Origin of the sequence: Cohaesibacter gelatinilyticus, assembly GCF_900215605.1 — a bacterium.
Classification (GTDB): Bacteria; Pseudomonadota; Alphaproteobacteria; order Rhizobiales; family Cohaesibacteraceae; genus Cohaesibacter; species Cohaesibacter gelatinilyticus.
Genome location: NZ_OBEL01000006.1, coordinates 64,420 through 89,441 on the forward strand (window position 1 = coordinate 64,420; position 25,022 = coordinate 89,441).

A 25,022-nucleotide genomic window follows, 5' to 3' on the forward strand; every position below is an offset into this window, starting at 1 on the left:
ATTGATTTTTGCGACTTTCTCTTGACTTGTGGTCGCAATCACCACAAATCGTAGGATCAAGAGCTACCAGTTTCGTGCGGCTCCCAAAGCAACTCCCCATCGAAGGGCCTGCTCGTGACGCTTTATGCCATTCCATTTCCAACCATCGATCCAGTCCTGCTATCGCTGGGACCGCTCCAGATACGCTGGTACGCACTTGCCTATATCGCAGGCATATTACTGGCTTGGCATTATTTGAAACGGGTCGCTCGCCAAGCGCAGCTTTGGCCCCATGTCAAAAGCCCAGCCTCCGAAGAACAGATTGATGATTTTGTTCTTTGGGCTACCCTGGGTATCGTCATTGGCGGCCGCCTGGGTTATGTGCTTTTCTATAATCTGGATGCGTATCTCGCCAATCCAGCCGAGATCGTTGCCATCTGGAATGGAGGCATGTCCTTCCATGGTGGATTTGCCGGAGTGATGCTGGCACTGATCATTTTCGCGAACCAAAAGAAAATACCCCTTCTATCCGGTTTGGATCTGATCGCCCTTGGTGCTCCGTTCGGTCTGTTTTTCGGGCGTATTGCCAATTTCATCAATGCCGAGCTTTTTGGCCGAGTCACGGACGTTCCATGGGGTGTCATCTTTCCCAATGGAGGTCCATTGCCTCGCCATCCCAGTCAACTCTATGAAGCCGCTCTGGAAGGCCTTCTTCTCTTCGTCATCTTGCGAATTTTGAGCCATTCCGCCGGTAAGCTACACAAACCAGGCTTCATCGCCGGGACGTTTGCACTCGGTTATGGAATTTTTCGATCCTTCGTCGAGCTTTTCCGCATGCCAGATGAACAAGTCGGCTTTCTGACTGCCGGAACCACGATGGGCATGTGGCTCTCAGCCCCCATGGTCATTGCAGGCGCTTGCCTGATGATCCATGCGCTACGTTCATCACGACAATCAGCAACGTCTGACAAATAGTTTCATTCTCGACAGGATCACCAAGACAATGGGCAATCTCCCTTCTCTGACCGAGCGCATCAAGCGCATGATTGCCCTTGAAGGACCTATGGATATCGCCACTTTCATGGCGTTGGCGCTCGCGGACCCTGAACAGGGTTATTATATGACCCGAGATCCGTTTGGTGAACAAGGCGATTTCACCACGGCTCCTGAAGTGAGTCAGCTGTTTGGTGAAATTCTGGGCGTCTGGATGCTTCATCAATGGCATCAGGCTGGTCGTCCGGCCCCCTTTCATCTGGTCGAGTTGGGCCCCGGGCGTGGCACCTTGATGCAGGATATGGTCCGCGCAATTTCACAGGACCAGCAAGCCCGCGATGCCCTGATCCTGCATATGGTAGAAACCAGCCCGATCCTGACCAGGCAGCAGAAGAAAAAACTCGCGCTTGGCTCCAGCCCGCTTAATCATCACGCCAGCATCGATACCCTGCCGAACCAGCCGCTCTTCATAACTGCCAATGAATTTTTGGATGCCCTCCCCATCCATCAATGGATCCATCACAAAGATCGCTGGCATGAACGTATCATTGGTCTTGATGAGGAAGGAAAGCTGGCTTTCGGCCTTGGGCCTACCCGCGATATCGGCTGTCTGACGTCGCCAGAACCACCACAAGACGGGGCAATATGGGAGCAGAACCCACTTGGAGAAGCCATTTGCCAAGAGTTAGGCACCCGCATAGCTCAACACGGCGGGGCAGCATTGCTGATCGATTACGGTTATGCCAAATCTGCTCTTGGTGACAGTTTGCAGGCACTGAAAGGCCACATTTATGCCAACATTCTGCATGATGTCGGCGATCAGGATCTGACAACACATGTCAATTTCCAAATCATGGGTGAAGCTGCCAGCCTGGCAAACAAAGCACAAGACACCATGCAGCCGATCACAACACATTTGATCAATCAGGGGCAATTTCTACTGAATTTGGGGATTCTTGAACGCGCCGGACAATTGGGTGCAGGCAAAACCCATGAAGAACAGGAAGCCATTCGCGATGCAGTGGAACGTCTGGCTGCACCCGCCCAGATGGGGGATCTGTTCAAAGTTCTGGCAATCGTTCCACAGGGAATCGACGTACCCGGATTTTCCAACTAGGCTATCATCTCCAGCATGTGATTTGGTCCCTTGAATGTCCGGCCATATTGCCTGTTTCAGCCTGCCCGGAGATGCTCCATGCAATTGCAACATCCTGCCCTGAGCCAAATAGGCGCTATCAATCATGGCTTTTTCACACGCCGTGGCGGCACGTCCAATGACACCTATGATAGCTTGAATTGTGGATATGGATCTGATGATGACCGCGACAATGTCACCGCCAATCGCGCACGCGTAGCAATGCAACTGGGTGTCACGCCCACCAATCTGCTCACTGCCCATCAGATCCATTCACCAGATGCTGCGATTGTAAATACCCCTTTTGACGATGACAATCGTCCCAGGGTCGACGCCTTGGTCACCAAAACACCTGGTATGGCTGTTGCTGTTTTGACAGCCGATTGCGGACCATTATTGTTTGCAGATCAGAAAAATCAGGTCGTGGGTGCTGCTCATGCTGGTTGGAAAGGCGCCGTTGGAGGGGTAATCGAAAATACCCTGTCTCAAATGGAAGACATGGGCGCAGAGCGAGCACACATCACCGCCATACTTGGCCCTACCATCTCTCGACCCAACTATGAAGTGGACGATGCTTTCAAAACCCGCTTTGTCAACTTGGAACCTGAATATTCCGGTTTTTTCTCAGCTGGTCAACGAGATGGTCATCATCAATTCGATCTGCCAGCTTTCATCATGAGCAAACTGACAAAGGAAGGTGTGGGAACCGCGATCAATCTGGATCGATGCACCTATGGCGAGCCCGATGAATTCTTCTCCTATCGCCGTGCCACCCACAAAAATGAACCTGATTATGGTCGCCAGATCACCGCAATCGCAATAACAGACTGAATTCATTCATAATAATAAGCCACGCTCTATTGGAGGACATCAAAATGGCATTGCATTTCTCTCAGGAAGAGTTCGACCGACGAAAGGCCGCTACCATGGCCAAAATGTCCGATCAGAAACTTGATGCCATGCTGCTTTTCGCGCAGGAAAGCATGTATTGGCTATCCGGCTATGACACTTTCGGTTATTGTTTCTTTCAATGCCTGGTTCTGCAAAAAAACGGCGAGATGACACTGCTCACCCGTTCGGCAGATCTGCGTCAGGCACAGCTTACTTCCAATATCGAAGATATTCGCACATGGGTTGATCGCGGCAATGCCTCACCAGCCATTCAATTGCGTGAAATGCTGGATGATCTGGGCCTGCTCGGCGCCACATTTGGCATCGAATATGACACCCATGGTCTGACAGCAGCCAATGGAAGAGCACTGGATGAAGCGCTCAGAACATTCGCCGATTGCAAAGACGCCTCCAATCTCATTCCACCTCTTCGAGCCATAAAATCGGTCGACGAGCTGGCTTATGTCCGCATAGCCGGGGAACTGTCGGATCTCGCCTTGACCGAAGCTCTACCCCTGATTACCGCTGGTGCAGATGAAGGCAAGATTCTCGCAACCATGCAAGGCGTGATTTTTGAAGGCGGCGGCGACTATCCAGCCAACGAGTTCATTATGGGTTCCGGCCCTGATGCATTGCTCTGCCGCTATAAAGCAGGACGCAGAAAACTCGATTCACAAGACCAGATCACTCTGGAATGGGCCGCAGCCTATCGCCACTATCACGTCCCAATGATGCGAACCGTGATTGTGGGACAGCCAACGACTCGTCATGAAAAATTATTCGAAACCGCCAAAGAGGCCTTGAATGCGGTTGAAGAAGCCATGCGCCAGGGAAACACATTTGGCGATGTTTTTGATGCCCATGCTGGCGTGGTAGATGCTGCAGGTGAACAAGCCCATCGCCTGAATGCCTGCGGATATTCTGTTGGAGCCCGCTTTTCACCCAGCTGGATGGAATGGCCCATGTTCTATCGTAACAATGACGCAGTCATCAGCCCCAACATGACGCTCTTTACCCATATGATCCTGATGGACAGCGACAACAACATCGCCATGTGCCCGGGTCATAGCTACATCACAACAGAATCTGCACCAGAGCCACTCTCAAAATTACCAATTGAGATGCTGGTTAAGAAATAGAAAACCGTCCTGTATTAAACTGATGCCAATACAATTCTCCCGCACGGTTCGAACTCGCATCCATCATGGATATGCGAGGGTGCGGGAGAGTGAAGTTTTGGAGTGGACTGACGATGGCAAATCTGATGGCAAAGTTTGAAAAAGCAACGCTTATCGCCCTGTGCACCAGCATTGTTGTTGGCTGTTCAGGCTCTGGTGTTCCCACCCCTCCAGGGGTGATTGAACCGTCTGGCCAAGCAAGCCTGCCAACAGAACAACCTCAGTCCATCATGACTTCCGTACCACCTGACGGAACCCAACAGAACAACGCCACCCAGCAGCAAGCACCAAACAATACCGGCCTGCCACCTGCAAGCAGCCTTGGTACGGTCAATCAGACCGCAACAACTCAGCCTCAGACCAATCAACCCTCACAATCGCGTCTGGTTAAGAACTATACGGCACCAGTTTCAAATGCAGTTCTAACCTTTGAACCCATGGTTGGAGCACCGACCAGAGTCGCACGTGAACTTTCCGGAAGTCTGGGTCAACGTGTCGCGCAACAGGCATTACCTGTTGTTGCCCGTTCCGATACAAAAGTCACACATCGCGTAAAGGGATATTTCTCTGCCAGTGAAAACCAGGGGCAAGTCCAAATTTCCTATGTCTGGGATATTTTCGACAAGGATGGAAAACGCCTCAATCGCATCATGGGCAGTCAGCAAACTCCTATGACAGGATCTGACCCCTGGGATGCTGTCACAGGACCGATTCTTGACAAGGTGGCGGTTGATACAGCAGCACAACTCAAGACCTGGCATTCCAGTCTATAGGAACTGTGTTTTCCCCTTTAGTCACATGCCACATTGCGCACTTGTTGCACTTTTGCTGCGCATTGACAGCATTTTGTAAAAAAGCAAAAAGAATCTCCCGGACTCTCCCTGCCCGAACTTTACTTTCACAGGATTCCATGCTTACAACGCCCTCATCTCAGGGGCGCTAAGGAGCCAACCCCGACCAGCGGCTCCTCCATCTTGCGAAATTACAGGGCAATAGGTTCATGAAACTCCTAGCCGGCAACTCCAATCCTACCCTCACCAAGCGGATCGCCGAATATCTTGGCATCGAAAAGAGCGACTGCTCGGTTCGCCGTTTTGCGGACGAGGAAATCTTTGTTGAAGTTCATGAAAACGTTCGAGGTTCGGACGTTTTTGTCGTTCAGCCGACTTCTTTTCCGGCCAACGACAACCTCATGGAGCTTTTGATCCTTATCGATGCTCTGCGCCGTTCTTCAGCGCGTCGCATCACAGCTGTTATTCCTTACTTCGGTTATGCCCGTCAGGACCGCCGTAGCGCCCCCAGAACCCCGATCTCGGCAAAATTGGTTGCCAATCTGATTTCCCATGCTGGCGCAGACCGGGTCATGACGTTGGATTTGCATGCTGCTCAGATTCAAGGTTTCTTTGATATTCCGGCTGATAACCTTTATGCTGCTCCGGTTCTCTCTCGCGACATTCTGGAGCGCAACGAATCCGAGAATGTCATGGTTGTTTCCCCTGATGTTGGTGGCGTGGTTCGTGCCCGCTCTCTGGCAAAACGCATTGGCGCACCATTGTCCATCGTCGACAAACGTCGTGAACGCGCAGGCGAATCTGAAGTCATGAACATCATTGGTGATGTAGCGGGTTTCAACTGCATTCTCGTCGATGACATCATCGATTCCGGCGGCACTCTGTGCAATGCAGCTGACGCCCTGCTCGCCAAAGGTGCGGCCTCCGTCACCGCTTACATTACCCACGGTGTTCTGTCCGGTGGCGCGGTAAATCGTATTGTCAAATCCAAACTGCGCGAATTGGTGATCACAGATTCCATCGAGCCAACTCAAGCCGTTCTCGACGCACCAAATATTCGTGTGCTCAGCGTTGCCAACCTGCTGGGCGAAGCAATCTCACGCACAGCCAACGAACAATCTGTTTCCTCCCTGTTCGACTAAGGCATCCGATATATCGATTTTCAAAGCCCGGCTCATCGAGCCGGGTTTTTCTTTACCAAATTGAGGCAAAAATTGTCTCGAAAAGCGCGAAAAACAGCCCATTTGAGCCTGCCTTACGCTTGCCATTCTTCCAAATCTGCCCTATAAGCCTGCTTGCTGCCTCTACACCCTTGGAGGAGTTGCAGCAGATGGGTCGTTTTGCGGCCCTTTTTTTGATCTTTTTAGGAGAACTCCTATGGCTGAATTTGAATTCAAAGCTGAACGCCGTGAACGAGCCGGTAAGGGGGCTGCCCGTGCACTGCGTCGCGCTGGTCGCGTCCCAGCTGTCATCTATGGTGACAAGAAAGACCCTGTATCCATCTCTCTTCCTTACAAGGAAACCGAGCTGCAGATCCAGAAAGGTGGCTTTCTGTCCCACATTCTCACCATTGATGTTGATGGCGAGAAAACTCGCGTGATCCCACGCGACTACCAGCTGGATGTCGTTCGCGACTTCCCAATGCATGTCGACTTCCTGCGCGTTTCCAAGTCCACCAAAATCACCGTTGGTGTACATGTGAACTTCATCAACGAAGAGACCAGCCCAGGCCTGAAACGTGGTGGTGCGCTGAACATCGTTCGTCGTGAAGTCGAAGTTGAGTGCCCGGCTCTCGAAATTCCGGAATCCATCACTGTGGATCTGGCTGAAGCAGACATCGGCGATTCCATTCACGTGTCTGCAGTGAAACTGCCAGCAGGCGTGAATCCGACCATCACCGATCGTGACTTCACCATTGCAACCATCGCAGCTCCAGCTGGTTACAATGATGACGCCGATGAAGGCGAAAGTGAAGGCGAAGAAGAGTCTGCTGAATAAGCTGCTTTGACCCTTAGGGCCCGGGAGGTTTACCCATGTATCTGCTTGTCGGACTTGGAAATCCCGGGCTCAAATATGCTGGCAACCGTCACAATATCGGCTTCATGGCCATTGACGAGATTGCACGCCAGCACAGTTTCGGACCTTGGCGAAAAAAATTCCAGAGCGAGATTTCCGAAGGCCTGATCGCTGGCAAAAAGACACTCTTGCTCAAGCCGACAACCTATATGAACGAATCCGGTCGTGCGGTTGCGGAAGCCTGTCGTTTCTACAAAATCCCTCCCAAAGATGTGTTTGTCTTTCACGACGAGCTTGATCTGAAACCGGGCAAGGTAAAAGCGAAGCTTGGTGGCGGTGCTGCTGGCCACAATGGCTTACGCTCAACCTGCAATCACATCGGCAACGATTATCATCGGCTTCGCCTTGGAATTGGTCATCCTGGCAAGGATCGCGTTACCCAATGGGTACTTGGCGATTTTGCAAAGGCTGATCAGGAATGGCTGGATCCTCTGCTTGATGCGCTGGCTTTCACGGCTCCAAGCATGCTCAGTGGAGACATGGGGCGTTATATGACAGACTTCTCCAAGCGCCTGAATCCACCCACTCCGAAGGCAACAAAAAGCAAACCACAACAAAATGCTGCGCTCGCTGGCGAAAATGACGCGAAAGCAGAAGCAGCAGCTGATAAATCCTCTAATTCGAACAAGCAAACCAACGCCTCATCAAAAGAAAAGTCTGACAAGGCCCCGAAAAACGCCATGGCAGAAGCGCTGATGAAGCTGGTCTCAAAGCAGAAGGACTAACCCCATGGGTTTCAAATGCGGAATTGTGGGCCTGCCCAATGTTGGCAAATCCACCCTGTTCAACGCCCTGACCAAAACGGCAGCCGCTCAGGCCGCCAACTATCCTTTCTGCACCATTGAGCCAAATACTGGCGATGTGGCTGTTCCCGACCCCCGCATGACCGCAATTGCGAAGATTGCTGGCTCCAAGGAAATCATCCCAACCCGTCTGACCTTTGTGGATATTGCCGGTCTCGTTCGTGGTGCCTCCAAAGGTGAAGGCCTTGGCAACCAGTTCCTGGCCAACATTCGCGAAGTCGATGCAATCGTTCATGTTTTGCGTTGCTTTGAAGATGACGACATCACTCATGTTGAAGGCAAGATCGATCCGGTTACAGATGCGGAGACCGTGGAAACAGAATTGATGATTTCAGATCTGGAAAGCCTTGAACGCCGTGTCACACCTCTTCGTAAAAAAGGTCAGACAGGCGACAAGGAAGCCAAGGTTCAAGCCGAGCTGATGGATCGCATTCTAGAACTCCTGCATGACGGCAAACCTGCCCGCATGCTTGATGTATCCGGAGAAGAGCTGAAGGCAGTTCGCGATCTGAACCTGCTCACCACCAAGCCAGTCCTCTATATTTGTAACGTGGATGAGGAAAGCTCAGGCACCGGCAACGAATTCTCTGCTGCTGTTGAAGAAATGGCAAAGGAACAAGGCGCAGGCACCGTGGTTATTTCTGCTGCAATTGAAGCAGAAATCTCACAGCTGGACAACGAAGAACAGGAAGAATTCCTGGAGACATTGGGCTTGGAAGAGCCTGGTCTCGATCGCATGATCCGGGCAGGCTATGACCTTCTTCATCTAATCACATACTTCACCGCCGGACCAAAAGAAACGCGCGCCTGGACGGTAACCAGCGGCTCCAAGGCCCCTCAGGCTGCAGGGGTCATTCATACTGACTTTGAACGCGGCTTTATTCGCGCCCAAACCATTGCATATAACGATTATGTAGAACTCGGTGGTGAAAGTGCGGCCAAAGAAGCCGGCAAAGCTCGCGATGAAGGCAAGGAATATATTGTTCAGGACGGCGACGTTATGCTTTTCAAGTTCAACACATGATGAACTCCAAAGGGCACATTTAACAAACATAGATCTCCGCCAAAGATTGAATAGAGACATAAGAAAAGGCCATGCCCAGATTAGCATGGCCTTTTCTTATGTCTCTATTATTTTCATGACAAATAATCATGCAACCGTATGAATCGGAAAGTCATTCCTTGCTGATCGGGCAGGTATTCAATCCAAGCAAAGGATAGAATGGACAGAATTTGAACAGACCAGTTGCCAATGGCACAATGCCAATCCAACCCCAAGGTGTCTGCGGCCCAACAAAGACCAGCGCGATCAGTACGATACCAACAATAATGCGAAGAATGCGGTCAAGACCACCAACATTAACAGACATGGGAAACTCCTTTTAGAGCCTATAAGTCACGGCTTGGAAATCTGATAACACAATAAACCAGAAGATCAGGAGAGTCCGGTGACCTTGTCACAATAGGTACAGAGCGAACACTGAATTGCGATGTACCAAAAATTTCATCGGCACAGTCGTTCCAAAGCAGTTTCATCAACAATCAGCACGACACCGCGGCTTGTCCGAACAACACCCTTTTGCGCCATACGCTCCAAGTGGCGTGACACGACTTCACGAGCTGTCCCCAAATCACGTGCCAGATCCAGATGCGTAGCTTCAACCCGACCAGTATCATCTTTGCGCATGAGAAGGTTATCGGCAAGACGCACCTCAATCGGTTCAAAAGCAATGCGCTCAACCGTCTGGGTTATATCCTTCAGTCGTTTGGATATAGACGAGAAAACAAACTTGCGAAAAACAGGGGAAGTGGCCAGAAGCCTGTCGAAACTGGCTGGGTCCAGAAGCACCCCTTCAATTTCATCTTCCGATATAGCTTCTGCAGAATAAGTCTCTTCTCCCAGCAAATTCAGGCTGGTCTGAATGCATATCTCTCCAGGGCAAACACGATAAAGGAGCGCTTCTCTACCTTCTTTGGAGACAGATTGAACACGCACCACACCACGACTGAGCAAGAGATAACCCCGGCAACTCTGTCCCGGTGCAAAAACTTCCGTTCCTTTTGCAATCACAAAGGGCATGGCCTTGGTTGAGAGTAAAGTCCTCGCCTCAGGTTCCAGTTTGGACAGTGCAGGATAAAATTGCTCCAAGCTCCTCTGTCCCATAATGCCCTCTCCTATTCATACTGTGCGTGCATCAAGAGCCTATTCAATGGTTCTCAATCGTCAACCCTTACAAGCCTTCAAATGCCACCAGAGTGTGGACCTGAACGTCTTTTTCACGCAACAAATCAGCCCCCCTCAAATCCGGTAGATCGATGACAAAAGCAGCAGCGATAATTTCACCACCGACATGATTGACCAGATCAACACCTGCAGACGCGGTACCGCCTGTTGCGATCAAATCATCCAACAACAAAACCCGCTCACCTGGTTGAATCGCATCCTTGTGCAATTCGATCCGATCAGTGCCATATTCCAGCTCATAATCCTGACCAACCACCTCACCGGGCAATTTACCTTGCTTGCGTATTGGCACAAAACCAACACCCAACAGATCCGCAACAGCGCCACCAAAAATGAAGCCACGAGCCTCGATACCGACAACTTTATCAATCTTCTGATCAAGAAAGGGAGCAGCCAATTGTCGCACGGCTTGCCGGAACCCCGGACCGTGGGCAATGAGGGTGGAAATATCACGAAAGATGATACCGGTTTTGGGATAATCCGGAATGGAACGGATGATCTTTTTAAGATCCATCACAGCAGCTTCACTCATAGCTGAGTCCTTTTCTTACAATACACGGCCAACGATGACATGAGGCCTCGCTGCCAGATCTGGATCACGCTTTTCCGGCACAGTCATGATGTGCAAATTTCAAAGCATCTTGCAAAACTTGCAGATCATAAAGACCGGATCCATCGATAAATCCCCAACATACTTCTGCCAGATGATCATATCTCCTGGCAAATTTCAGTCTCTATTGGGTTAAATCATCTCGGCACCCTCAGCAAAAGACCAGAACAGCACTTTCCATAAAAAAAGGGCTCATGAAGAGCCCTTTTCGCTATTCTTATAATGGCTTGCCATTAGTGATCTACATCAGACCAGACACGCTTCTTGGTAAAATACAGCAGACCTGCAAAGATCACCAGGAAGATCAGAGCATTCACACCAACGCGCTTGCGCTGTTCCAGCTTGGGCTCGGCGGCCCACATCAGAAAGGCAGAAACGTCTTTGGCATACTGCTCTTTGGTCATTGGAGACCCATCGGTATATTCCACCAACTCATCATCAAGCGGTGGAGCCATAGCCAATGCATTGCCTGCAATGAAGTTGGGATTATAGTTCAAATCCCCTACATCAACGCCTTCCGGCGCCTCTTCATAACCAGTCAACAGAGCATAAAGATAATCTGGCCCATATTCCTGATAAGCCGTCACCGTGTGCCAAACCATGCGGACCAGATCGGTCAGAGGTTCAATACCGGTATCTGGTCCCATGGAACCTGCACGGGCTTTCGCGATCAGGGACAAATCAGGTGGATAAGCACCACCATTTGCAGACTTGGCAGCCTGAACGTTTGGATATGGAGATGGGAAGGTATCAAATGGCTTGGCTGCACGGGTGAACATTTCACCCTCATCATCCGGGCCATCTTCTACTTCATATTCAGCTGCCAGAGCCTTGATCTGATCAGGGTTATACCCCAAAGCACCATCTTCACCCAGATTGCGGAACGCAATATATTCAAGTGAATGGCAAGAGGAACAAACCTCTTTATAGACCTGGAAGCCACGCTGCAGTTGAGCCTTGTCATACTTGCCCAATGGGCCAGAGAAAGACCAGTCCTGCTTTTCAAAGTGTTTGCCGCCACCTGCAGCCATGGCACCACCAGCAGAAACTGTCAGTGCACAAGCTGCAACGAGCGCGCGAACCGTATTTTTGGTCAGCGTAATCATCGGTTTCCCTTTCCTCGCTCGTTATTCGGCTGCAGCGGAAGATCCGCCTTTTTTAGCCAAAACAGCCTCGGAAATCGAATTCGGCAATGGCTTCGGCTTCTCGATCAGGCCCAGAACAGGAAGAATGATCAGGAAGTGAGCAAAGTACCAAACTGTTGCGATACGAGACGCGGTAACATAGCCGCCTTCTGCAGGCTTGGCACCCAGCCAACCCAGTGTCAGACAGACAAAGACGAAAATCCAGAAGAACTGCTTGCCAAGCGGACGATAGGTGTTGGAACGAACCTTGGATGTATCCAGCCAAGGCAGAACGAACAACACGGCAATCGCACCGAACATCAGCAGAACGCCACCCAGTTTATCCGGTACAGCGCGCAGGATCGCGTAGAATGGAAGGAAATACCACTCAGGAACGATATGTGCAGGCGTTACCAGCGGATCAGCAGGGATGTAGTTGTCAGGGTGACCCATGAAGTTAGGCACCATGAAGGTCATCCATGCAAAGAAGATCAGGAACAGGATGATCGCATACAGATCTTTGATGGTGTAGTAAGGCGTGAAAGCAACCGAATCCTGCTTGTCTTTTGGCTCAACACCGGTCGGGTTGTTGTTGCCTGCTTCATGGAACGCCCAGATATGCAGACCAACAATCGCGGCCAGCATGAATGGCAGCAGATAATGCAGAGAGAAGAAACGGTTGAGGGTCGGGTTATCTACCGCAAAACCACCCCACAGCAATTCAACAATTGGATCACCAACGATTGGGAAAGCTGAGAACAGGTTGGTAATAACGGTCGCACCCCAGAAGGACATCTGTCCCCATGGCAGAACGTAACCCATGAAGCCGGTAGCCATCATCAGCAGGAAGATGACAACACCCAAAATCCAGACAACTTCACGTGGCTCCTTGTAGGAACCATAGTAGATGCCACGCATGATATGGATGTAGACGGCAATGAAGAACATGGAAGCACCATTGGCGTGCAGGTAACGCAACATCCAGCCCCAGTTCACATCGCGCATGATGTGCTCAACAGATGAGAACGCCATGGCAGTGTTGGGGGTATAATGCATAACCAGAACGACACCGGTGAGGATCTGGGCGACAAGGCAAATAGCCAGGATGCCACCGAAGGTCCACCAATAGTTCAGATTTTTTGGTACAGGGTAAGCAATGAAAGAGGAATGCACGAGGCCTGCGATTGGCAGACGGCGCTCCATCCACTTCATTACGCCATTTTGCGGCTGGTACGTAGAATGTCCGCTCATGACTGGTCTCCTTAGAGGTCTGGTCGGACGTTAGCCGATTTTGATAAGGGTATCGGAAACGAACTCATAGGGAGGGAGTTCAAGGTTCAGCGGAGCCGGACCTTTGCGAATACGGCCTGCGGTATCATAGTGAGAACCATGGCATGGACAGAACCAGCCATCATAATCACCAGCATCGCCCAAAGGAACACATCCCAGGTGAGTACAGATACCAATCTGAATCAGCCACTGCTCTTTACCTGGTTTTGTACGTTCTTCGTCGGTTTGCGGATCAATCAAGGTCGCAACATCAACAGCTTTCGCTTCTTCGATATCTTTAGGTGTACGATACCGGATGAAAATCGGCTTGCCGCGCCATTTAACAGTTACGCTTTGACCTTCTTCGATGGAAGAAAGGTCAACTTCGATAGAAGCAAGCGCCAGTGCGGAAGCATCGGGATTCATCTGGTCAATAAACGGCCAAGCAAGCGCAGCTGCGCCAACGGCCCCAAACGCTCCAGTCGCAATATACAAAAAGTCGCGACGGGTTGGTTCTGCCTTTTCGCTGGTAGCCAAGGCTAGGTCCTCTCGAAACCAGTGTCCTATTCCCAGCTCGTCACCTCATCTGGCAATCTTCTTGGAGGGAAGTGCCAAACCCCTCAATGGCAGACGAGCCAATTCAATCAGTTTCAAACATGCTGAAACTTTGCGGGTCTCTTTTTGCATTGAAAAGTCCACTTGTCCAGTCTGACCGTTGAAACTTGGGCCATTTGTCGCAAAAACAAGCTCACACATTGGTCTTAATACGTCACTGGAAGACAGAATGGATCGCTCGTGCACAGGTATCGGAGATAAATGCCTGCTACTCATTGCCACACAAACCATGAAATCAAAGAGCCGGGAACAAAAAATGCCGCTCCCGGACCTGTGAACCAGATCAACGGAAGCAGCATCTCTCTTATTGCACTTCTATTCCCTCCAGGCAAACCTAAGGGAAAATGCTGATTTATCCAATGAATCCACCAGATTGCCGTTGCCAAAGTGAAGCATAAAGGCCTTCTTGAGCCAACAATTCCTCGTGGCTGCCTTGCTCGATAATCTTCCCATCTTCCATCACGATCAAGCGGTCCATACTGGCGATGGTCGACAGACGATGGGCTATGGCAACAACCGTTTTCCCATCCATCAGATGGTCCAGACTGTCCTGAATGGCCGCCTCAACCTCCGAATCCAGAGCGGATGTTGCTTCATCCAGAATCAGAATTGGCGCATTTTTCAACAGCACACGGGCAATAGCGATTCGCTGACGTTGACCACCAGATAATTTCACCCCGCGCTCACCCACCTGTGCATCAAAGCCCTTGTTACCTTGTGCATCGACAAGACTATCAATGAAGTCAAGCGCCTGAGCTCTGCGTGCAGCTTCAACAGCTTCATCCAGTTCAGCCCCTTCTCGACCATAAACTATGTTATCCAGAACAGAACGATGCAAAAGCGAAGTATCCTGCGTCACCACACCTATCTGAGAGCGAAGGCTATCCTGTTGCAAGGCAGTCACATCCTGCCCATCCACGCTGATACGACCCTTGTCGAGATCATAGAAGCGTAACAACAGATTGATGAGAGTGGACTTACCCGCACCGGAGCGACCGACCAAGCCTACTTTCTCGCCCGGTTTGATTGTCAGGCTCAATCCATCAATGACCGGCTCATCCTTGCCATAATTGAAGGACACCTGATCAAAGTTGATCTCCCCTTGCTGAACTGCCAAAGGCTTCGCATCAACTTTATCCAAAACAATCTGAGGCTGAGCAATCGTCTTGATACCGTCCTGAACGGTACCGACATTCTCAAACAGACCGCCAACTTCCCACAAGATCCATTCGGACATGCCGCGCAAACGCAGAACGAGACCCGTGGCAACAGCAATCTCTCCAGGACCGACCATTTCCCCCTGCCAGTAATAGATTGCCGCTGCAACGGTTCCAGCAAGCAGCAATTGGTTGATGACTTTCAGGCAAATTTGCAACTTGGTTACAAGACGCATCTGTTGATAGACGGTTCCCATGAAACCCTTCATCGATTGCCGGGCATAAGTCTCTTCTCTTTCGGCGTGTGAAAAAAGCTTTACAACAGAAATATTCGAATAGGCATCAACGATATTCCCCATCATTGTGGAACGTGCATCCGCCTGCTCTCGCGAAACATCGCGAAGCTTGGGTACGAAATATGTCAGCGTCGCCAGATAGGCCAGCAGCCACAAGAAGAGAGGAACAGCCATTTGCCATTGGGTCTCACCCACCAGAAACAGGGCGGAGACGAAATATACACTGACAAACACAAAGACATCCGCAATGCGTGAAATCACTTCACGCACGGCAAGGGCTGTTTGCATCAGCTTCTGCGCCACACGTCCGGCAAATTCGTCCTGATAGAATGTCATGGACTGACGAAGCAAATAACGATGCACCCGCCAGCGGATCGACATGGGATAGTTGCCGATGATGGTCTGATGAAACAGAAACTGCCAAAGGAATTCCAGAAGCGGAAAAATCAATAACAAGACAATACCCATCCAGATCAGAGCATCACCATGTTCGGTAAAAAATTGAGATCGTTCGGTCTCTGAAAACCAATTGATCAGATCACCGACATATCCGTAGAGCTTGACCTCAATAACGGCAATGATCGCGCTAAGAACGGACATGACGACCATATAAGGCGCAACCGGCTTCGTGTAATGCCAGCAAAAAGCCCAAAAGCTTTTAGGCGGTTGTTCCAAACCACCACTTGCGAATGGATTGACCAGTTTCTCAAAAAAGGAAAACATCACTTCTATCCAGATACTAAATATGGGCTTGAGAACAGAACCAGTGGAGAAAAGCAGGTTCTGACACCGTTTGAGAATCAAACAGCTGTCCAGAATATCACAAACTTGAGATACCTCCTCACCAATCTGATGAGAAGGAAATTCTTCCCAAAGCTGTGACAAATTTGCATAGACATGAATGTCACAAAGCTTGGCCAAAATTGGCATTGCCTTTCACAAGAAACTGCGGCAAATCTTCTGTCATGAATGACACAATTTCTAAAAGCGCCATCTCGATCGCGCTTTATCAGCCAGATATTCCACAAAATACCGGCACCATCCTGCGTATGGCCGCCTGTCTGGATTTGCATGCCCATATCATTGAACCCTGTGGTTTTGCCCTGAATGACCGAACCCTGCGCCGTGCCGGCATGGATTATCTGGATCGCTCCACCTATACCAAGCATCTGTCCTGGTCCCATTTCCTGGAATGGACCGAGAGTGAGAGCCGCCGTCTTGTTCTGGCCACCACCAAAGCCAGCCATGCCTTCACCGATCTTGATTATTTGCCAAATGATATCTTGCTCTTTGGCCGCGAGTCGGTCGGCGTGCCAGAGAATGTTCATGAACGCGCAGACGAGCGCATCACTATCCCGATGCGAGAGGGCGAACGCTCCCTCAATCTTGCTATTTCCACTGCAATGGTCGCTTCCGAGGCCTTGCGTCAATTGAAAGCTTTTCCATCATGACCAAGACATTCGGCCTTCATACATTGCCAGACACGCTTCCAGACAATCTGGAAGCAAAGAAAGAACAAGCCACCAATTGGTTCGCACAATTGCGCGATGAAATCTGCGCTTCCTTCGAGACGCTCGAGGACGAGCTTTCAGGCCCTAACAGCGACAAGCCTGCAGGCCGTTTTGAACGCACCCCTTGGGAGCGCACCGACCATACCGGCGAAAAAGGTGGTGGCGGTGTGATGTCCATCATGAAAGGCCGGGTTTTTGAAAAAGTAGGTGTTCATGTCTCCGCCGTTCATGGGGAATTCTCACCGCAGTTTCGCAATCAGATCCCGGGTGCATCCGAAGATCCGCACTTTTGGGCTTCCGGTATTTCTCTGATTGCCCATCCTTGCAATCCCAACATACCAGCCGTACATATGAATACGCGCATGGTCATCACCACCCGCCAGTGGTTTGGCGGCGGCGCAGATTTGACACCAGTACTGGATGCTCGTCGCACACAGGATGACCCGGATAGCATCGACTTTCACAAAGCCATGCAGGCTCCGTGCGATAATCATGAAGTGGCGGATTACGGGCACTATAAAGACTGGTGCGACCACTATTTCTATCTGCCACACCGGGATGAGCCACGCGGCATTGGCGGCATCTTCTATGATCGGCACAATTCCGGAGACTGGGACGCAGACTTTGCCTTCACGCAGGATGTAGGTCGTGCATTCCGCGACATCTATCCGGAGCTGGTGCGCCGCAATATGAACCAAAGCTGGACCGATGCTCAGCGTGAGGAACAATTGGTGCGCCGTGGACGGTATGTCGAGTTCAATCTGCTTCATGATCGCGGCACGATCTTTGGCCTGAAGACAGGCGGCAATGTTGCCTCAATCCTCTCTTCCATGCCACCAGAAGTGAAATGGCCTTAAGAAGCTGATTTACAAGTCCTGACCAAGCCCTCTCCCCCTCCCAAACCACCCGTCATGGTATCCTAGTGGGCGGTTTGGGAGGGGGAGAGAGCTGGATATGAAGCCTAAAAGTCTCATTCAGAGGCTTTTAAAACGGGCACTAAGCCATTTCCTTCAAGCCGATTAAAGTTGTCAGAGCACCCATATCATCAAAGATATGGGCGCCATGCTCTGCCAAAGCAGCCCCGCCGCCATGCGGTGCATAGCCAAAACAGCGCATGCCAGCACGCTTTGCAGCCATCACGCCACTAAGGCTGTCTTCGATTACAACGCAAGCATCCGGTGAAACACCAGCCTTCTCGGCAGCAAGCAAAAACAATCCCGGGTCAGGCTTGGAAATACCAACACTATGCGCAGAAAAGCGCTTGCCATTGAACCGATCCCAAAGCCCGTTCTGCCCTAACGTGATCTTCATTTTGTCATCAGATCCGTTGGAAGCCACACAATATTTGATGCCAGCTGCATCCAGATCATCCAATAGCTCTGGGATTCCCTTGATCACATCCACACCAAGCTCGAGACGCGCATAGGTCTGGGAATAAATTTCATCGACCCAATCCTTCGGAAGATCAGCACCCATCTGACGAGCTTTTTCTCCGACGCCTCGCATGGTGCCACCAACAAACATGCTCATGGCCTGTTCAAGGCTCAAGACCAGTCCGTACCCTGCCAGATTATCAACCAATACTTCATTGGACACAATCTCGCTGTCGACCAGCACACCATCGCAATCAAAAATGACCAAGTCAGGCCGCATCCCAAAACTCCTAATCTGAACTTATACCATCCAGCAGATCTGCTTTACCGAGGCTAAAACCGCTCTCTACCCAACGCGCTTCACAATCAGACAATCTGACGCCCATTTCTGGCCCTGGCGTGACACCAGCAGCAATCAGATCCTTTCCTTTCACAGGAAAAGCCGGAAGGTCCCATTGCTGCAGGTGCTGACATAACTCACGAAGATCTTCCGCATCCCGATCCAGGCGCTGCAGGGCAAGACAGTCAAGAACCGTATCCTTGCCATAGCGATAGGCCCATTGCTTCAAAGTCTGCAGCTCCGCCGTTTGGAAATCCGACGTGGAAATCTGTTCCAAAAGAGCAGAACGCCTTACCAAGGCATCACGCAGGCGGTTGGGCTGTCGCCAGGCTTGCATCAACCCCTCAACGCTTTCCCGGCAATGACCATTCACGGCCATCAAAGCACCGGTCGAAGACAGAGGAATGCCAAGCATAACTGACTGGCTCTGATAATAACCAAAGCGTTTGATCATTGGCACTTTCAAGCCAATCTGACCCAAGAATCCACCATCAAACATCGCTTCCAGCGCAGAATAGCCGAACTCACCCTGCACCAGCTTGATCATTTCAACGCCCACACGTTCAGCTGACAATTGCTTCATTCCGTCTTGCAGGGCAACACAAGCATCATAGTCCGTGCAATGAAAGGCATGGCCATATTGGGCATAGAAACGAAAGAAACGCAGAATGCGTAAATAGTCTTCGCGAATGCGCTCTTCTGCCTTCCCAATGAAGCGCACACGACGCGCCTTGGTATCAGATATTCCGGATCCCAGATAATCATAAAGCTGACCATCTGCATCCAGATAAAGCGCATTCATGGTGAAATCGCGACGCGCGGCATCCTCGGTCCAGTCCCGACCAAACGCCACCTTGGCACGGCGCCCATCCGTTTCCACATCCGCACGAAGGCTGGTCACTTCATAAGATTGGCCATCTTTCACCAATGTGAGGGTACCATGCTCCAGTCCCGTCGGAACAATTTTGAAACCAGCCTCGCGACCGCGCTCCATGGTCTCGCTCGGCAAGGCTGTCGTCGCGCAGTCGATATCTCCGATTGGCAAACCAATCAGCGAGTTGCGCACGGCGCCCCCCACCACGCGCACTTCATCACCATCCCGGTTCAGCGCGGCAAAAAGCGCCTTCAGGCATGCATCCTCTCGCCAGGAAAAATGAGGTTCCTCGCAAACATCAAGAATGGATGTCATTGTTGTCTCAATTCTTGTCGCTGGTTTTGCTATCACTTTGACGGTTGGAAGGTGCCTTCTTACCCGGATTTGCATCCGGCTCCACATCCTTGACAATCTGACCGGGGATCAACACCCCGTCTTTATAATGGGCAGGAATATAGGTGCCGCCAGTGGGGTTGTTATTGATCAAGGCCAGAACACCAAACCCAACCAGACTACAAACAAATCCAGCAATCACCAGCCAATAGCGAGGAGCGTCGATCCAGACCTTGCGATGTAGCTTTTTGGTCAGGAACAAATAGGCTGCATAGGCCAGAAACGGCAACAAAAAAAGGAGAAGCTGAGTAATAATTACGCGGATCATGATTGATAAACCGTTTCATATAAATTGCGCAGGATGCCTGCTGTTACCCCCCAAATATAGTGCTCCCCATAAGGCATTGCAAAATATCCGCGTGTTTTTCCGCGCCACTCGGCTGTTTTTCTCAAATGGTTGGAAGGATCCATTAAAAATCGTAAGGGAACTTCAAAAATATCAGCGACTTCTCCGGGGTTTGGTTTCAGTTCAAACCCGGGCTTCACAACAGACAGAACCGGAAATATCCGATATCCGGTTGAAGAGATATAGGGTCGTAGCTGGCCAAAAACATCAATGAAGTCGGAAGTCAGTCCAGTTTCTTCATCAGTCTCTCGAAGAGCCGCCATTTCAGCTGTTCCATCCCGCTCATCAACCTTGCCACCTGGAAAGGCAACCTGCCCTGCATGGGATGGCAAATGATTGGTGCGTTGAGTAAGCATAACGCTCGCCTCGCTGCCACGATCAATGACAGGGATCAGAACCGCAGCATCCTTTAGATGCAACACTTCCCCGTCATGCCATGCCAGATCTTTTACCGGCGTCTGATGATGCGCGTGAGAGACGCCTTCCTGATCCAGATGGTGCGACAAAGCCCATTGAGCCAGGTCACGAAACCCATGCGCGCTGAACGGGGGATGTTCTGTCTGCCCAATCAACGAAGAAATACTGTCATCTTTCATGCCAATGCGGCCTCAAAGGCATTCAAGGCTGCCATGGAACAGATCGGAAAGAAGATGCCGGAACTGATCACACCAAAATACCCTTCATGCTCACCCTCACCTTCCTCGGCAATTGCGACAAGATCATACATCAGTGCCCGCGTCAGTCTGGCCTCTAGATTGCCACGCACATTGATATAGGCTTTCAGACCAGCTGTACCTTCTTCCAGTTCAAAGCGGAATGGATGATCCTGATCCACACTGATCAGATCCCCGACATTGGTACGGAAGGTCAGAACTTCTCCCTGATCAGATGGCTTCCTAGCCATTTCCACGGCTTGGAAATGAGCATCATCGACCGTAATGCCAATCTTCTCGACTGGCGTGACGAGATAAGTCTTGCCATCGTCATCCTTACGCAAAACAGAAGCAAACAATCGCACCAAGGCCTCTCGCCCGATTGGTGAGCCGAGATAGAACCATGTGCCATCACTGGCGATCCGCATATCCAGATCGCCACAGAAATCAGGATTCCATAAATGAACAGGTGGCTTGCCTTTGTCTTTGCCAGCACGGCTCATCAGGGCTTTCAATCCATCTGGCATATCTTTCATCGCAGATGGATCACCCTTTGCACCGTCAGCCTTAGCTTGTTGTTCTATTTTGCTCATTTATCCTCATCCCGGATCATTGCTATCTTTTCAATATAGGAAGCAGCAGTCATCCGAACAAGCAGAACGAATAGAGACATTTTCTATGAGAGAAGCGCAGAAGTGTCAGCCTGAACAACGCCCAGACACTGACTTACATCCTCACCCAGCGGTAAAACCAGAAGGCGCCCAGGATCGACCGGCCCAGGCATGGTGATCTGACCCATTGGCACACGTTGAAAACCAAACCGCTTGTAATAGTCGTAATCGCCGACCAGCAGGATGGCGCAGAAAGACAGGCTCTTGGCCTCTTCAATCGCTTTTTGCATCAAAAGCTGTCCGGCACCTTTGTTCTTGAAATCAGGATGCACGGCCAACGGCCCGAGAAGCAAAGCTTTGCAGATTCCGACCTTAACAGGAGAGAGCCGCACAGACCCAGCCAAATACCCACCGCTGAGAGCCACATAGCTCAGCTCTGGCAGTGGCCCAACAGCCTCTCGCACACGAAAGGCGGTCCGGGCAAAACGGCCAGGCCCAAAGGCGTCACGATGCAGTTGCTCAATGGCGTCAAAATGAAGTGGTAGTTCAGGTGTAAGCTGAAATTCGGACTGACACATGGCAAATTCTCTCGCCCGGAAACCGGGTCATTATGATTGTTGAGGAAAGAGAAAGGGCCCCACTTGATAGCGCGGGATCTGCAGACATATTTCAAGACAGGATAAATTCCCCGCCCACTCGTCTGGTCAATTGGATATATCTTTATCGTCGCAACATGCGTTCAGTCCATTTGTTAGTGATCTTTCCCCTAACATGAAGACCAAAGCCTGTCTATGCAGTATTTTATGATTTTCAGTTTATTTATTTAAAACATAATGCTGATAAGAGAAATAATTCAGCACATATATCTATCACCATCGATCTGAAAGAGGCCGTAGTCCGAACAATTCTTCAACCCGTGCGCGGGTTGAAGGGCTCACATCATCCGGCAGATCGGAAAAAGCATAAAATCCTGTCTCTGCAATTTCACCATCATCGCTCGGCCCCAGCTTATCCGGTGCTTTCCAATCGGCAATCCGATAACAACTCACATAGTCCCGCATGAAGCCACGGCTATTGAGATAATAACCAAACAGATCTGGCTGACTGATAGCTTCGACACCCGTTTCTTCAAACAACTCCCGCTTTGCTGCTTCCAGTGGAGGCTCCCCAGGCGTGATGGCACCACCGGGTAAATACCATCCCTTTATGTAGGTATGACGGACCAAAAGCACCCGATCGAATTCATCTTGCACGATCAAACGCACACCTAGGCTGGCACCATTAAGGCAACCACGTAACCAAACAAGGGGCCGGAACAGCTTTGGCGAGAGAGGTAAAGAGCGCCTTTTTTGCGCTAACCACTTTAAAATCATTATCTTTTTCGACCTATGCAGTTTTGACATGCAAGCTCTGCGAATTTAGCACTACTCAATTTATAGAAAATTACAGATAAGACACCAAATTAAATTCAGAACTGGTCAAGAGCGGACCAGACCACCCCTGATGAAATGGGAGAGAGTTATGTTGAAATTCTTCAAAAAAGCACGCAAAGCAGAACGTTTCCATTGGCGTCCAGCTGTTGACATGGCAGACCGTCGCGTTGTCAACACCCTGTTGAATCCAATGAATTAAGACAGTCTTTTGAGCGTCTCGATACCGATCGAAATGCTCAAGAGAATGAAGCTCCGGCCGGAATAACGTGGTGTGACTGGCCAGGGCGGGATTGAGATGATCCCGATAAGATGCAGGTAAGCTGCATCAAGAAATGATGACCAGTTGGACAGGAATATAGGGCTTTCCTCCCCCCGATCTTGAGCCCGGTTCCCAGCCAGCTAATTTGGGAACTTTTGGAATATGATCCTCCCAGCATATTTCAATCCCCTCCCTGCCAACTGGTCACCATCTCCCCTATAAAACTCTCCCATGCCTCATTGCCCGATCATATCCGGCAATTTTTCCGCATAACTTGGCAAAGCTTCAAAAGAAGGCTGGACCTCGTTCACGCCAGCAGCTAATCGCTATGGTATGTTTGAGCTTGCCCATATATCCGACCCTCATCTTGGCCCACTACCGGAGCCGACCAATCTGCAATTGGCCAACAAGCGTATCTTTGGCTATGTCAATTGGCGTCGGAACCGCAAAGGGGTGATGACCTCTTCTGTTCTGGACAATTTGCTAGAGGATTTGAAGGCTGCCAAACCTGATCATCTGGCCATCACAGGCGATTTGGTCAATCTGGCTTTACCACAAGAAATCCTGAATGCTCAGAAGTGGCTGAGAAGTCTCGGTCCTGCCGACTGGATCTCGGTTGTGCAAGGCAATCACGATGCCTATGTGCCAGGCTCACGCCTCAAAGCCGAACAAGCTTGGTTGGATTATATGGCGACAGACAAGCATCTGGCAGATCAAATCAGCTTTCCCACTTTGCGTGTGCGCGACCAAGTCGCCTTGATCGGAGTAAATTCGGCCCGAGCCACAATGCCCTTCATGGCCACTGGCTATTTCCTTGCCAAACAGGCGCACAAGCTGGCTGAACAATTGGATCATGCCAAAAGTCTGGGCCAGTTCCGCGTGGTCATGATCCATCATCCTCCTGCCCCGAAAGCCACCTATTGGCACAAGCGCCTGATTGGTGCCTCTCTCTTCCGACGCGTCATTCAGCAGCATGGCGCAGAATTAATCCTGCATGGCCATACCCATCTGGCGACACGTACGACAATCAAGGGACCTGACAGAAGCGTTCCGGTCATTTGTGTGCCCAGCGCATCACAAAGTCCCGGAGGACACAAACCGTCCTCGGCCTATAATCTGTTCAGGATTTCAGGAGAAGCTGGTGACTGGAATTGCCACATGACCCAACGTGGTTTCAGCACACCAGGCGAGCCAATCAAGGATCTAGGTCACCATCAGTTGCTTGGAAAAGAAAACTAAATGCTGTTCTAGAATGGGGATGGTGCATACCAGGCGTAAGCCAACAGGCCAGCGGCACCAAACAAGATCCCGATCAGGAACATCATCAAACCACCACTGCTTTTCGCTGCAGGCGCGCGCTGAGATTGCGCCAAGTCTGTAACGGGTTCTGCGGCCGTCTTACCCAGCTTATCCATCAGATCATCACTTTCCAGCGCCTTCTCACGCTCGATGATCCGGCGGGCCAGATAATGCGTCACCTGATCAGCGATATCATCAACATCCGAGCCTTCCCTGATGACGACACGACCCATGCGAGTATCCTTGACAAAGCGATAGGTGCGTTTATCCCGGCCCATTTCCACAAAAGCGAGAAGATCTACCCAGAAACGCTGCTTCCGGCCAGGTATGATCTGCAAGATAGCTTGGTCCATATCCTCTGGAAGCTCCGCCCGGACCTCCTCAAGCGCTTCGTTCAGCAGCTCAAGTCTTGCCCGTTCCGTATCTCCCAGTTCCACCACGACACTATCCTGATCGACATCATTCAGGCGCACATCACGGATAGCCTTCTCCAAACTGCGTTTTGGCGACGCTTTCTTCTGCTCATCCATGATGGACACCTCTTCACCCTTGCCGCAATTCTGATCCCCGTTGCTGACATGACAAACATCAAACAACAGGTTAAGTGACCAAGTTTCATTTCCAAGCACGGCCACTCAAAAGCTAAACAAAGTCTTAACATCATTTACGGCGAAAAGCAGGCACAATGTCCCAATTCGGACCGAAATGAGACAAGATCCAGCACCTATCCAAGCAAAGGCCAGAGTTTGGTTAACAGGTTATTAACCG

The 25,022-nt window shown here is 50.6% G+C and carries 27 protein-coding genes; 12 read left to right on the forward strand and 15 right to left on the reverse strand.

Annotated elements, in window-relative coordinates; translation table 11 throughout:
* Positions 1 to 114 precede the first annotated feature (114 nt).
* The 9 genes from lgt (at position 115) to ychF (ending at position 8,870) form a co-directional block, all read left to right on the forward strand.
* Entirely contained in the window at positions 115 to 954 is an 840-nt protein-coding gene (gene lgt, locus CRO57_RS19825; protein ID WP_097155255.1) for a prolipoprotein diacylglyceryl transferase, read from the forward strand.
* Positions 911 to 2,089 carry a class I SAM-dependent methyltransferase gene (locus CRO57_RS19830; RefSeq protein WP_244580165.1) on the forward strand — a complete coding sequence of 393 codons (1,179 nt, stop codon included), beginning with the start codon at positions 911 to 913 and terminating at the stop codon, positions 2,087 to 2,089. Before lgt ends, CRO57_RS19830 begins: the two co-directional genes overlap by 44 nt.
* A gap of 78 nt (positions 2,090 to 2,167) precedes the next feature.
* Positions 2,168 to 2,938 (forward strand): peptidoglycan editing factor PgeF, encoded by a 771-nt coding sequence (gene pgeF / locus CRO57_RS19835; protein ID WP_097155257.1) that lies wholly within the window; start codon positions 2,168 to 2,170, stop codon positions 2,936 to 2,938.
* Between the two features lie 44 nt (positions 2,939 to 2,982).
* Positions 2,983 to 4,137 carry a M24 family metallopeptidase gene (locus CRO57_RS19840; RefSeq protein ID WP_097155258.1) on the forward strand — a complete coding sequence of 385 codons (1,155 nt, stop codon included), beginning with the start codon at positions 2,983 to 2,985 and terminating at the stop codon, positions 4,135 to 4,137.
* A gap of 125 nt (positions 4,138 to 4,262) precedes the next feature.
* Positions 4,263 to 4,949: a hypothetical protein gene (locus CRO57_RS19845; RefSeq protein ID WP_141401284.1), complete on the forward strand. Its 687-nt coding sequence runs from the start codon at positions 4,263 to 4,265 to the stop codon at positions 4,947 to 4,949.
* Positions 4,950 to 5,176: 227 nt separating this feature from the next.
* Complete coding sequence (locus CRO57_RS19850) at positions 5,177 to 6,109, forward strand: ribose-phosphate pyrophosphokinase (protein ID WP_097155260.1); 933 nt, start codon at positions 5,177 to 5,179, stop codon at positions 6,107 to 6,109.
* A 235-nt stretch (positions 6,110 to 6,344) separates the two neighbouring features.
* On the forward strand, positions 6,345 to 6,965 hold the full coding sequence (locus CRO57_RS19855; protein WP_097155261.1) for a 50S ribosomal protein L25/general stress protein Ctc: 621 nt from the start codon (positions 6,345 to 6,347) through the stop codon (positions 6,963 to 6,965).
* Between the two features lie 35 nt (positions 6,966 to 7,000).
* On the forward strand, positions 7,001 to 7,768 hold the full coding sequence (gene pth, locus CRO57_RS19860; RefSeq protein WP_097155262.1) for an aminoacyl-tRNA hydrolase: 768 nt from the start codon (positions 7,001 to 7,003) through the stop codon (positions 7,766 to 7,768).
* 4 nt (positions 7,769 to 7,772) lie between these two features.
* Positions 7,773 to 8,870: a redox-regulated ATPase YchF gene (gene ychF / locus CRO57_RS19865; RefSeq protein ID WP_097155263.1), complete on the forward strand. Its 1,098-nt coding sequence runs from the start codon at positions 7,773 to 7,775 to the stop codon at positions 8,868 to 8,870.
* Positions 8,871 to 9,021: 151 nt separating this feature from the next.
* Here ychF and CRO57_RS19870 read toward each other — a convergent pair whose 3' ends face one another.
* From CRO57_RS19870 to CRO57_RS19900, 7 genes are all read right to left on the reverse strand, one after another.
* Positions 9,022 to 9,216, reverse strand: coding sequence for a YgaP family membrane protein (locus CRO57_RS19870; protein WP_097155264.1), 195 nt, complete (start codon positions 9,214 to 9,216; stop codon positions 9,022 to 9,024).
* Between the two features lie 134 nt (positions 9,217 to 9,350).
* Positions 9,351 to 10,010, reverse strand: a complete 660-nt coding sequence (locus CRO57_RS19875) for a Crp/Fnr family transcriptional regulator (protein WP_097155265.1) — start codon at positions 10,008 to 10,010, stop codon at positions 9,351 to 9,353.
* Positions 10,011 to 10,077: 67 nt separating this feature from the next.
* Complete coding sequence (locus tag CRO57_RS19880; RefSeq protein WP_210200950.1) at positions 10,078 to 10,623, reverse strand: adenine phosphoribosyltransferase; 546 nt, start codon at positions 10,621 to 10,623, stop codon at positions 10,078 to 10,080.
* Positions 10,624 to 10,934: 311 nt separating this feature from the next.
* Positions 10,935 to 11,807, reverse strand: coding sequence for a cytochrome c1 (locus tag CRO57_RS19885; RefSeq protein ID WP_097155266.1), 873 nt, complete (start codon positions 11,805 to 11,807; stop codon positions 10,935 to 10,937).
* Positions 11,808 to 11,828: 21 nt separating this feature from the next.
* Positions 11,829 to 13,076, reverse strand: a complete 1,248-nt coding sequence (locus tag CRO57_RS19890) for a cytochrome b (protein WP_097155267.1) — start codon at positions 13,074 to 13,076, stop codon at positions 11,829 to 11,831.
* A gap of 30 nt (positions 13,077 to 13,106) precedes the next feature.
* A complete protein-coding gene (petA, locus tag CRO57_RS19895) occupies positions 13,107 to 13,631 on the reverse strand; it encodes a ubiquinol-cytochrome c reductase iron-sulfur subunit (RefSeq protein WP_097155268.1) in 525 nt (174 codons plus the stop codon).
* 430 nt (positions 13,632 to 14,061) lie between these two features.
* On the reverse strand, positions 14,062 to 15,885 hold the full coding sequence (locus CRO57_RS19900) for an ABC transporter ATP-binding protein (protein WP_097155479.1): 1,824 nt from the start codon (positions 15,883 to 15,885) through the stop codon (positions 14,062 to 14,064).
* A 242-nt stretch (positions 15,886 to 16,127) separates the two neighbouring features.
* On the opposite strand from CRO57_RS19900, the gene CRO57_RS19905 reads away from it, so the two are divergent.
* Complete coding sequence (locus CRO57_RS19905) at positions 16,128 to 16,613, forward strand: tRNA (cytidine(34)-2'-O)-methyltransferase (RefSeq protein WP_097155269.1); 486 nt, start codon at positions 16,128 to 16,130, stop codon at positions 16,611 to 16,613.
* Complete coding sequence (gene hemF / locus CRO57_RS19910) at positions 16,610 to 17,530, forward strand: oxygen-dependent coproporphyrinogen oxidase (protein ID WP_097155270.1); 921 nt, start codon at positions 16,610 to 16,612, stop codon at positions 17,528 to 17,530. The genes CRO57_RS19905 and hemF overlap by 4 nt, the downstream gene beginning before the upstream one ends.
* Positions 17,531 to 17,669: 139 nt before the next feature.
* Here the strand turns inward: hemF and CRO57_RS19915 are convergent, their stop codons facing one another.
* The 7 genes from CRO57_RS19915 to CRO57_RS19945 all read right to left on the reverse strand — a co-directional run bounded on the left by CRO57_RS19915 (position 17,670) and on the right by CRO57_RS19945 (position 22,666).
* Positions 17,670 to 18,326, reverse strand: coding sequence for an HAD family hydrolase (locus CRO57_RS19915; protein ID WP_097155271.1), 657 nt, complete (start codon positions 18,324 to 18,326; stop codon positions 17,670 to 17,672).
* A gap of 10 nt (positions 18,327 to 18,336) precedes the next feature.
* Complete coding sequence (locus CRO57_RS19920; RefSeq protein ID WP_097155272.1) at positions 18,337 to 19,575, reverse strand: CCA tRNA nucleotidyltransferase; 1,239 nt, start codon at positions 19,573 to 19,575, stop codon at positions 18,337 to 18,339.
* A gap of 7 nt (positions 19,576 to 19,582) precedes the next feature.
* On the reverse strand, positions 19,583 to 19,921 hold the full coding sequence (locus CRO57_RS19925) for a DUF6111 family protein (protein ID WP_097155273.1): 339 nt from the start codon (positions 19,919 to 19,921) through the stop codon (positions 19,583 to 19,585).
* Positions 19,918 to 20,595 carry a CoA pyrophosphatase gene (locus CRO57_RS19930; protein WP_097155274.1) on the reverse strand — a complete coding sequence of 226 codons (678 nt, stop codon included), beginning with the start codon at positions 20,593 to 20,595 and terminating at the stop codon, positions 19,918 to 19,920. The genes CRO57_RS19925 and CRO57_RS19930 overlap by 4 nt, the downstream gene beginning before the upstream one ends.
* Positions 20,592 to 21,245 (reverse strand): DUF1285 domain-containing protein, encoded by a 654-nt coding sequence (locus CRO57_RS19935; RefSeq protein ID WP_244580166.1) that lies wholly within the window; start codon positions 21,243 to 21,245, stop codon positions 20,592 to 20,594. Before CRO57_RS19935 ends, CRO57_RS19930 begins: the two co-directional genes overlap by 4 nt.
* An 83-nt stretch (positions 21,246 to 21,328) precedes the next feature.
* Complete coding sequence (locus CRO57_RS19940) at positions 21,329 to 21,841, reverse strand: GNAT family N-acetyltransferase (protein WP_097155275.1); 513 nt, start codon at positions 21,839 to 21,841, stop codon at positions 21,329 to 21,331.
* Positions 21,842 to 22,132: 291 nt separating this feature from the next.
* Positions 22,133 to 22,666 (reverse strand): NUDIX domain-containing protein, encoded by a 534-nt coding sequence (locus CRO57_RS19945; protein ID WP_342068289.1) that lies wholly within the window; start codon positions 22,664 to 22,666, stop codon positions 22,133 to 22,135.
* 622 nt (positions 22,667 to 23,288) lie between these two features.
* Here CRO57_RS19945 and CRO57_RS19950 point away from each other — a divergent pair.
* Complete coding sequence (locus CRO57_RS19950; RefSeq protein WP_097155277.1) at positions 23,289 to 24,194, forward strand: metallophosphoesterase family protein; 906 nt, start codon at positions 23,289 to 23,291, stop codon at positions 24,192 to 24,194.
* Between the two features lie 8 nt (positions 24,195 to 24,202).
* On the opposite strand, the gene CRO57_RS19955 is transcribed toward CRO57_RS19950, so the two are convergent.
* Positions 24,203 to 24,883 (reverse strand): hypothetical protein, encoded by a 681-nt coding sequence (locus tag CRO57_RS19955; protein ID WP_244580167.1) that lies wholly within the window; start codon positions 24,881 to 24,883, stop codon positions 24,203 to 24,205.
* Between the last annotated feature and the right edge of the window lie 139 nt (positions 24,884 to 25,022).

Excerpts from the sequence above, each read along its gene's own strand:
- CRO57_RS19870 (WP_097155264.1), bottom strand. The coding sequence starts at position 9,216 with ATGTCTGTTAATGTTGGTGGTCTTGACCGCATTCTTCGCATTATTGTT.
- CRO57_RS19830 (WP_244580165.1), top strand. The coding sequence starts at position 911 with ATGCGCTACGTTCATCACGACAATCAGCAACGTCTGACAAATAGTTTC.
- CRO57_RS19935 (WP_244580166.1), bottom strand. The coding sequence starts at position 21,245 with ATGAGCAAAATAGAACAACAAGCTAAGGCTGACGGTGCAAAGGGTGAT.
- hemF (WP_097155270.1), top strand. The coding sequence starts at position 16,610 with ATGACCAAGACATTCGGCCTTCATACATTGCCAGACACGCTTCCAGAC.
- CRO57_RS19885 (WP_097155266.1), bottom strand. The coding sequence starts at position 11,807 with ATGATTACGCTGACCAAAAATACGGTTCGCGCGCTCGTTGCAGCTTGT.
- CRO57_RS19890 (WP_097155267.1), bottom strand. The coding sequence starts at position 13,076 with ATGAGCGGACATTCTACGTACCAGCCGCAAAATGGCGTAATGAAGTGG.
- CRO57_RS19925 (WP_097155273.1), bottom strand. The coding sequence starts at position 19,921 with ATGATCCGCGTAATTATTACTCAGCTTCTCCTTTTTTTGTTGCCGTTT.
- CRO57_RS19930 (WP_097155274.1), bottom strand. The coding sequence starts at position 20,595 with ATGAAAGATGACAGTATTTCTTCGTTGATTGGGCAGACAGAACATCCC.
- CRO57_RS19915 (WP_097155271.1), bottom strand. The coding sequence starts at position 18,326 with ATGCGGCCTGACTTGGTCATTTTTGATTGCGATGGTGTGCTGGTCGAC.
- pgeF (WP_097155257.1), top strand. The coding sequence starts at position 2,168 with ATGCAATTGCAACATCCTGCCCTGAGCCAAATAGGCGCTATCAATCAT.
- ychF (WP_097155263.1), top strand. The coding sequence starts at position 7,773 with ATGGGTTTCAAATGCGGAATTGTGGGCCTGCCCAATGTTGGCAAATCC.
- CRO57_RS19900 (WP_097155479.1), bottom strand. The coding sequence starts at position 15,885 with ATGTTTTCCTTTTTTGAGAAACTGGTCAATCCATTCGCAAGTGGTGGT.
- CRO57_RS19850 (WP_097155260.1), top strand. The coding sequence starts at position 5,177 with ATGAAACTCCTAGCCGGCAACTCCAATCCTACCCTCACCAAGCGGATC.
- CRO57_RS19950 (WP_097155277.1), top strand. The coding sequence starts at position 23,289 with ATGTTTGAGCTTGCCCATATATCCGACCCTCATCTTGGCCCACTACCG.
- CRO57_RS19875 (WP_097155265.1), bottom strand. The coding sequence starts at position 10,010 with ATGGGACAGAGGAGCTTGGAGCAATTTTATCCTGCACTGTCCAAACTG.
- CRO57_RS19905 (WP_097155269.1), top strand. The coding sequence starts at position 16,128 with ATGAATGACACAATTTCTAAAAGCGCCATCTCGATCGCGCTTTATCAG.
- CRO57_RS19840 (WP_097155258.1), top strand. The coding sequence starts at position 2,983 with ATGGCATTGCATTTCTCTCAGGAAGAGTTCGACCGACGAAAGGCCGCT.
- CRO57_RS19945 (WP_342068289.1), bottom strand. The coding sequence starts at position 22,666 with ATGTCAAAACTGCATAGGTCGAAAAAGATAATGATTTTAAAGTGGTTA.
- pth (WP_097155262.1), top strand. The coding sequence starts at position 7,001 with ATGTATCTGCTTGTCGGACTTGGAAATCCCGGGCTCAAATATGCTGGC.
- CRO57_RS19845 (WP_141401284.1), top strand. The coding sequence starts at position 4,263 with ATGGCAAAGTTTGAAAAAGCAACGCTTATCGCCCTGTGCACCAGCATT.
- CRO57_RS19920 (WP_097155272.1), bottom strand. The coding sequence starts at position 19,575 with ATGACATCCATTCTTGATGTTTGCGAGGAACCTCATTTTTCCTGGCGA.
- CRO57_RS19880 (WP_210200950.1), bottom strand. The coding sequence starts at position 10,623 with ATGAGTGAAGCTGCTGTGATGGATCTTAAAAAGATCATCCGTTCCATT.
- CRO57_RS19940 (WP_097155275.1), bottom strand. The coding sequence starts at position 21,841 with ATGTGTCAGTCCGAATTTCAGCTTACACCTGAACTACCACTTCATTTT.
- CRO57_RS19855 (WP_097155261.1), top strand. The coding sequence starts at position 6,345 with ATGGCTGAATTTGAATTCAAAGCTGAACGCCGTGAACGAGCCGGTAAG.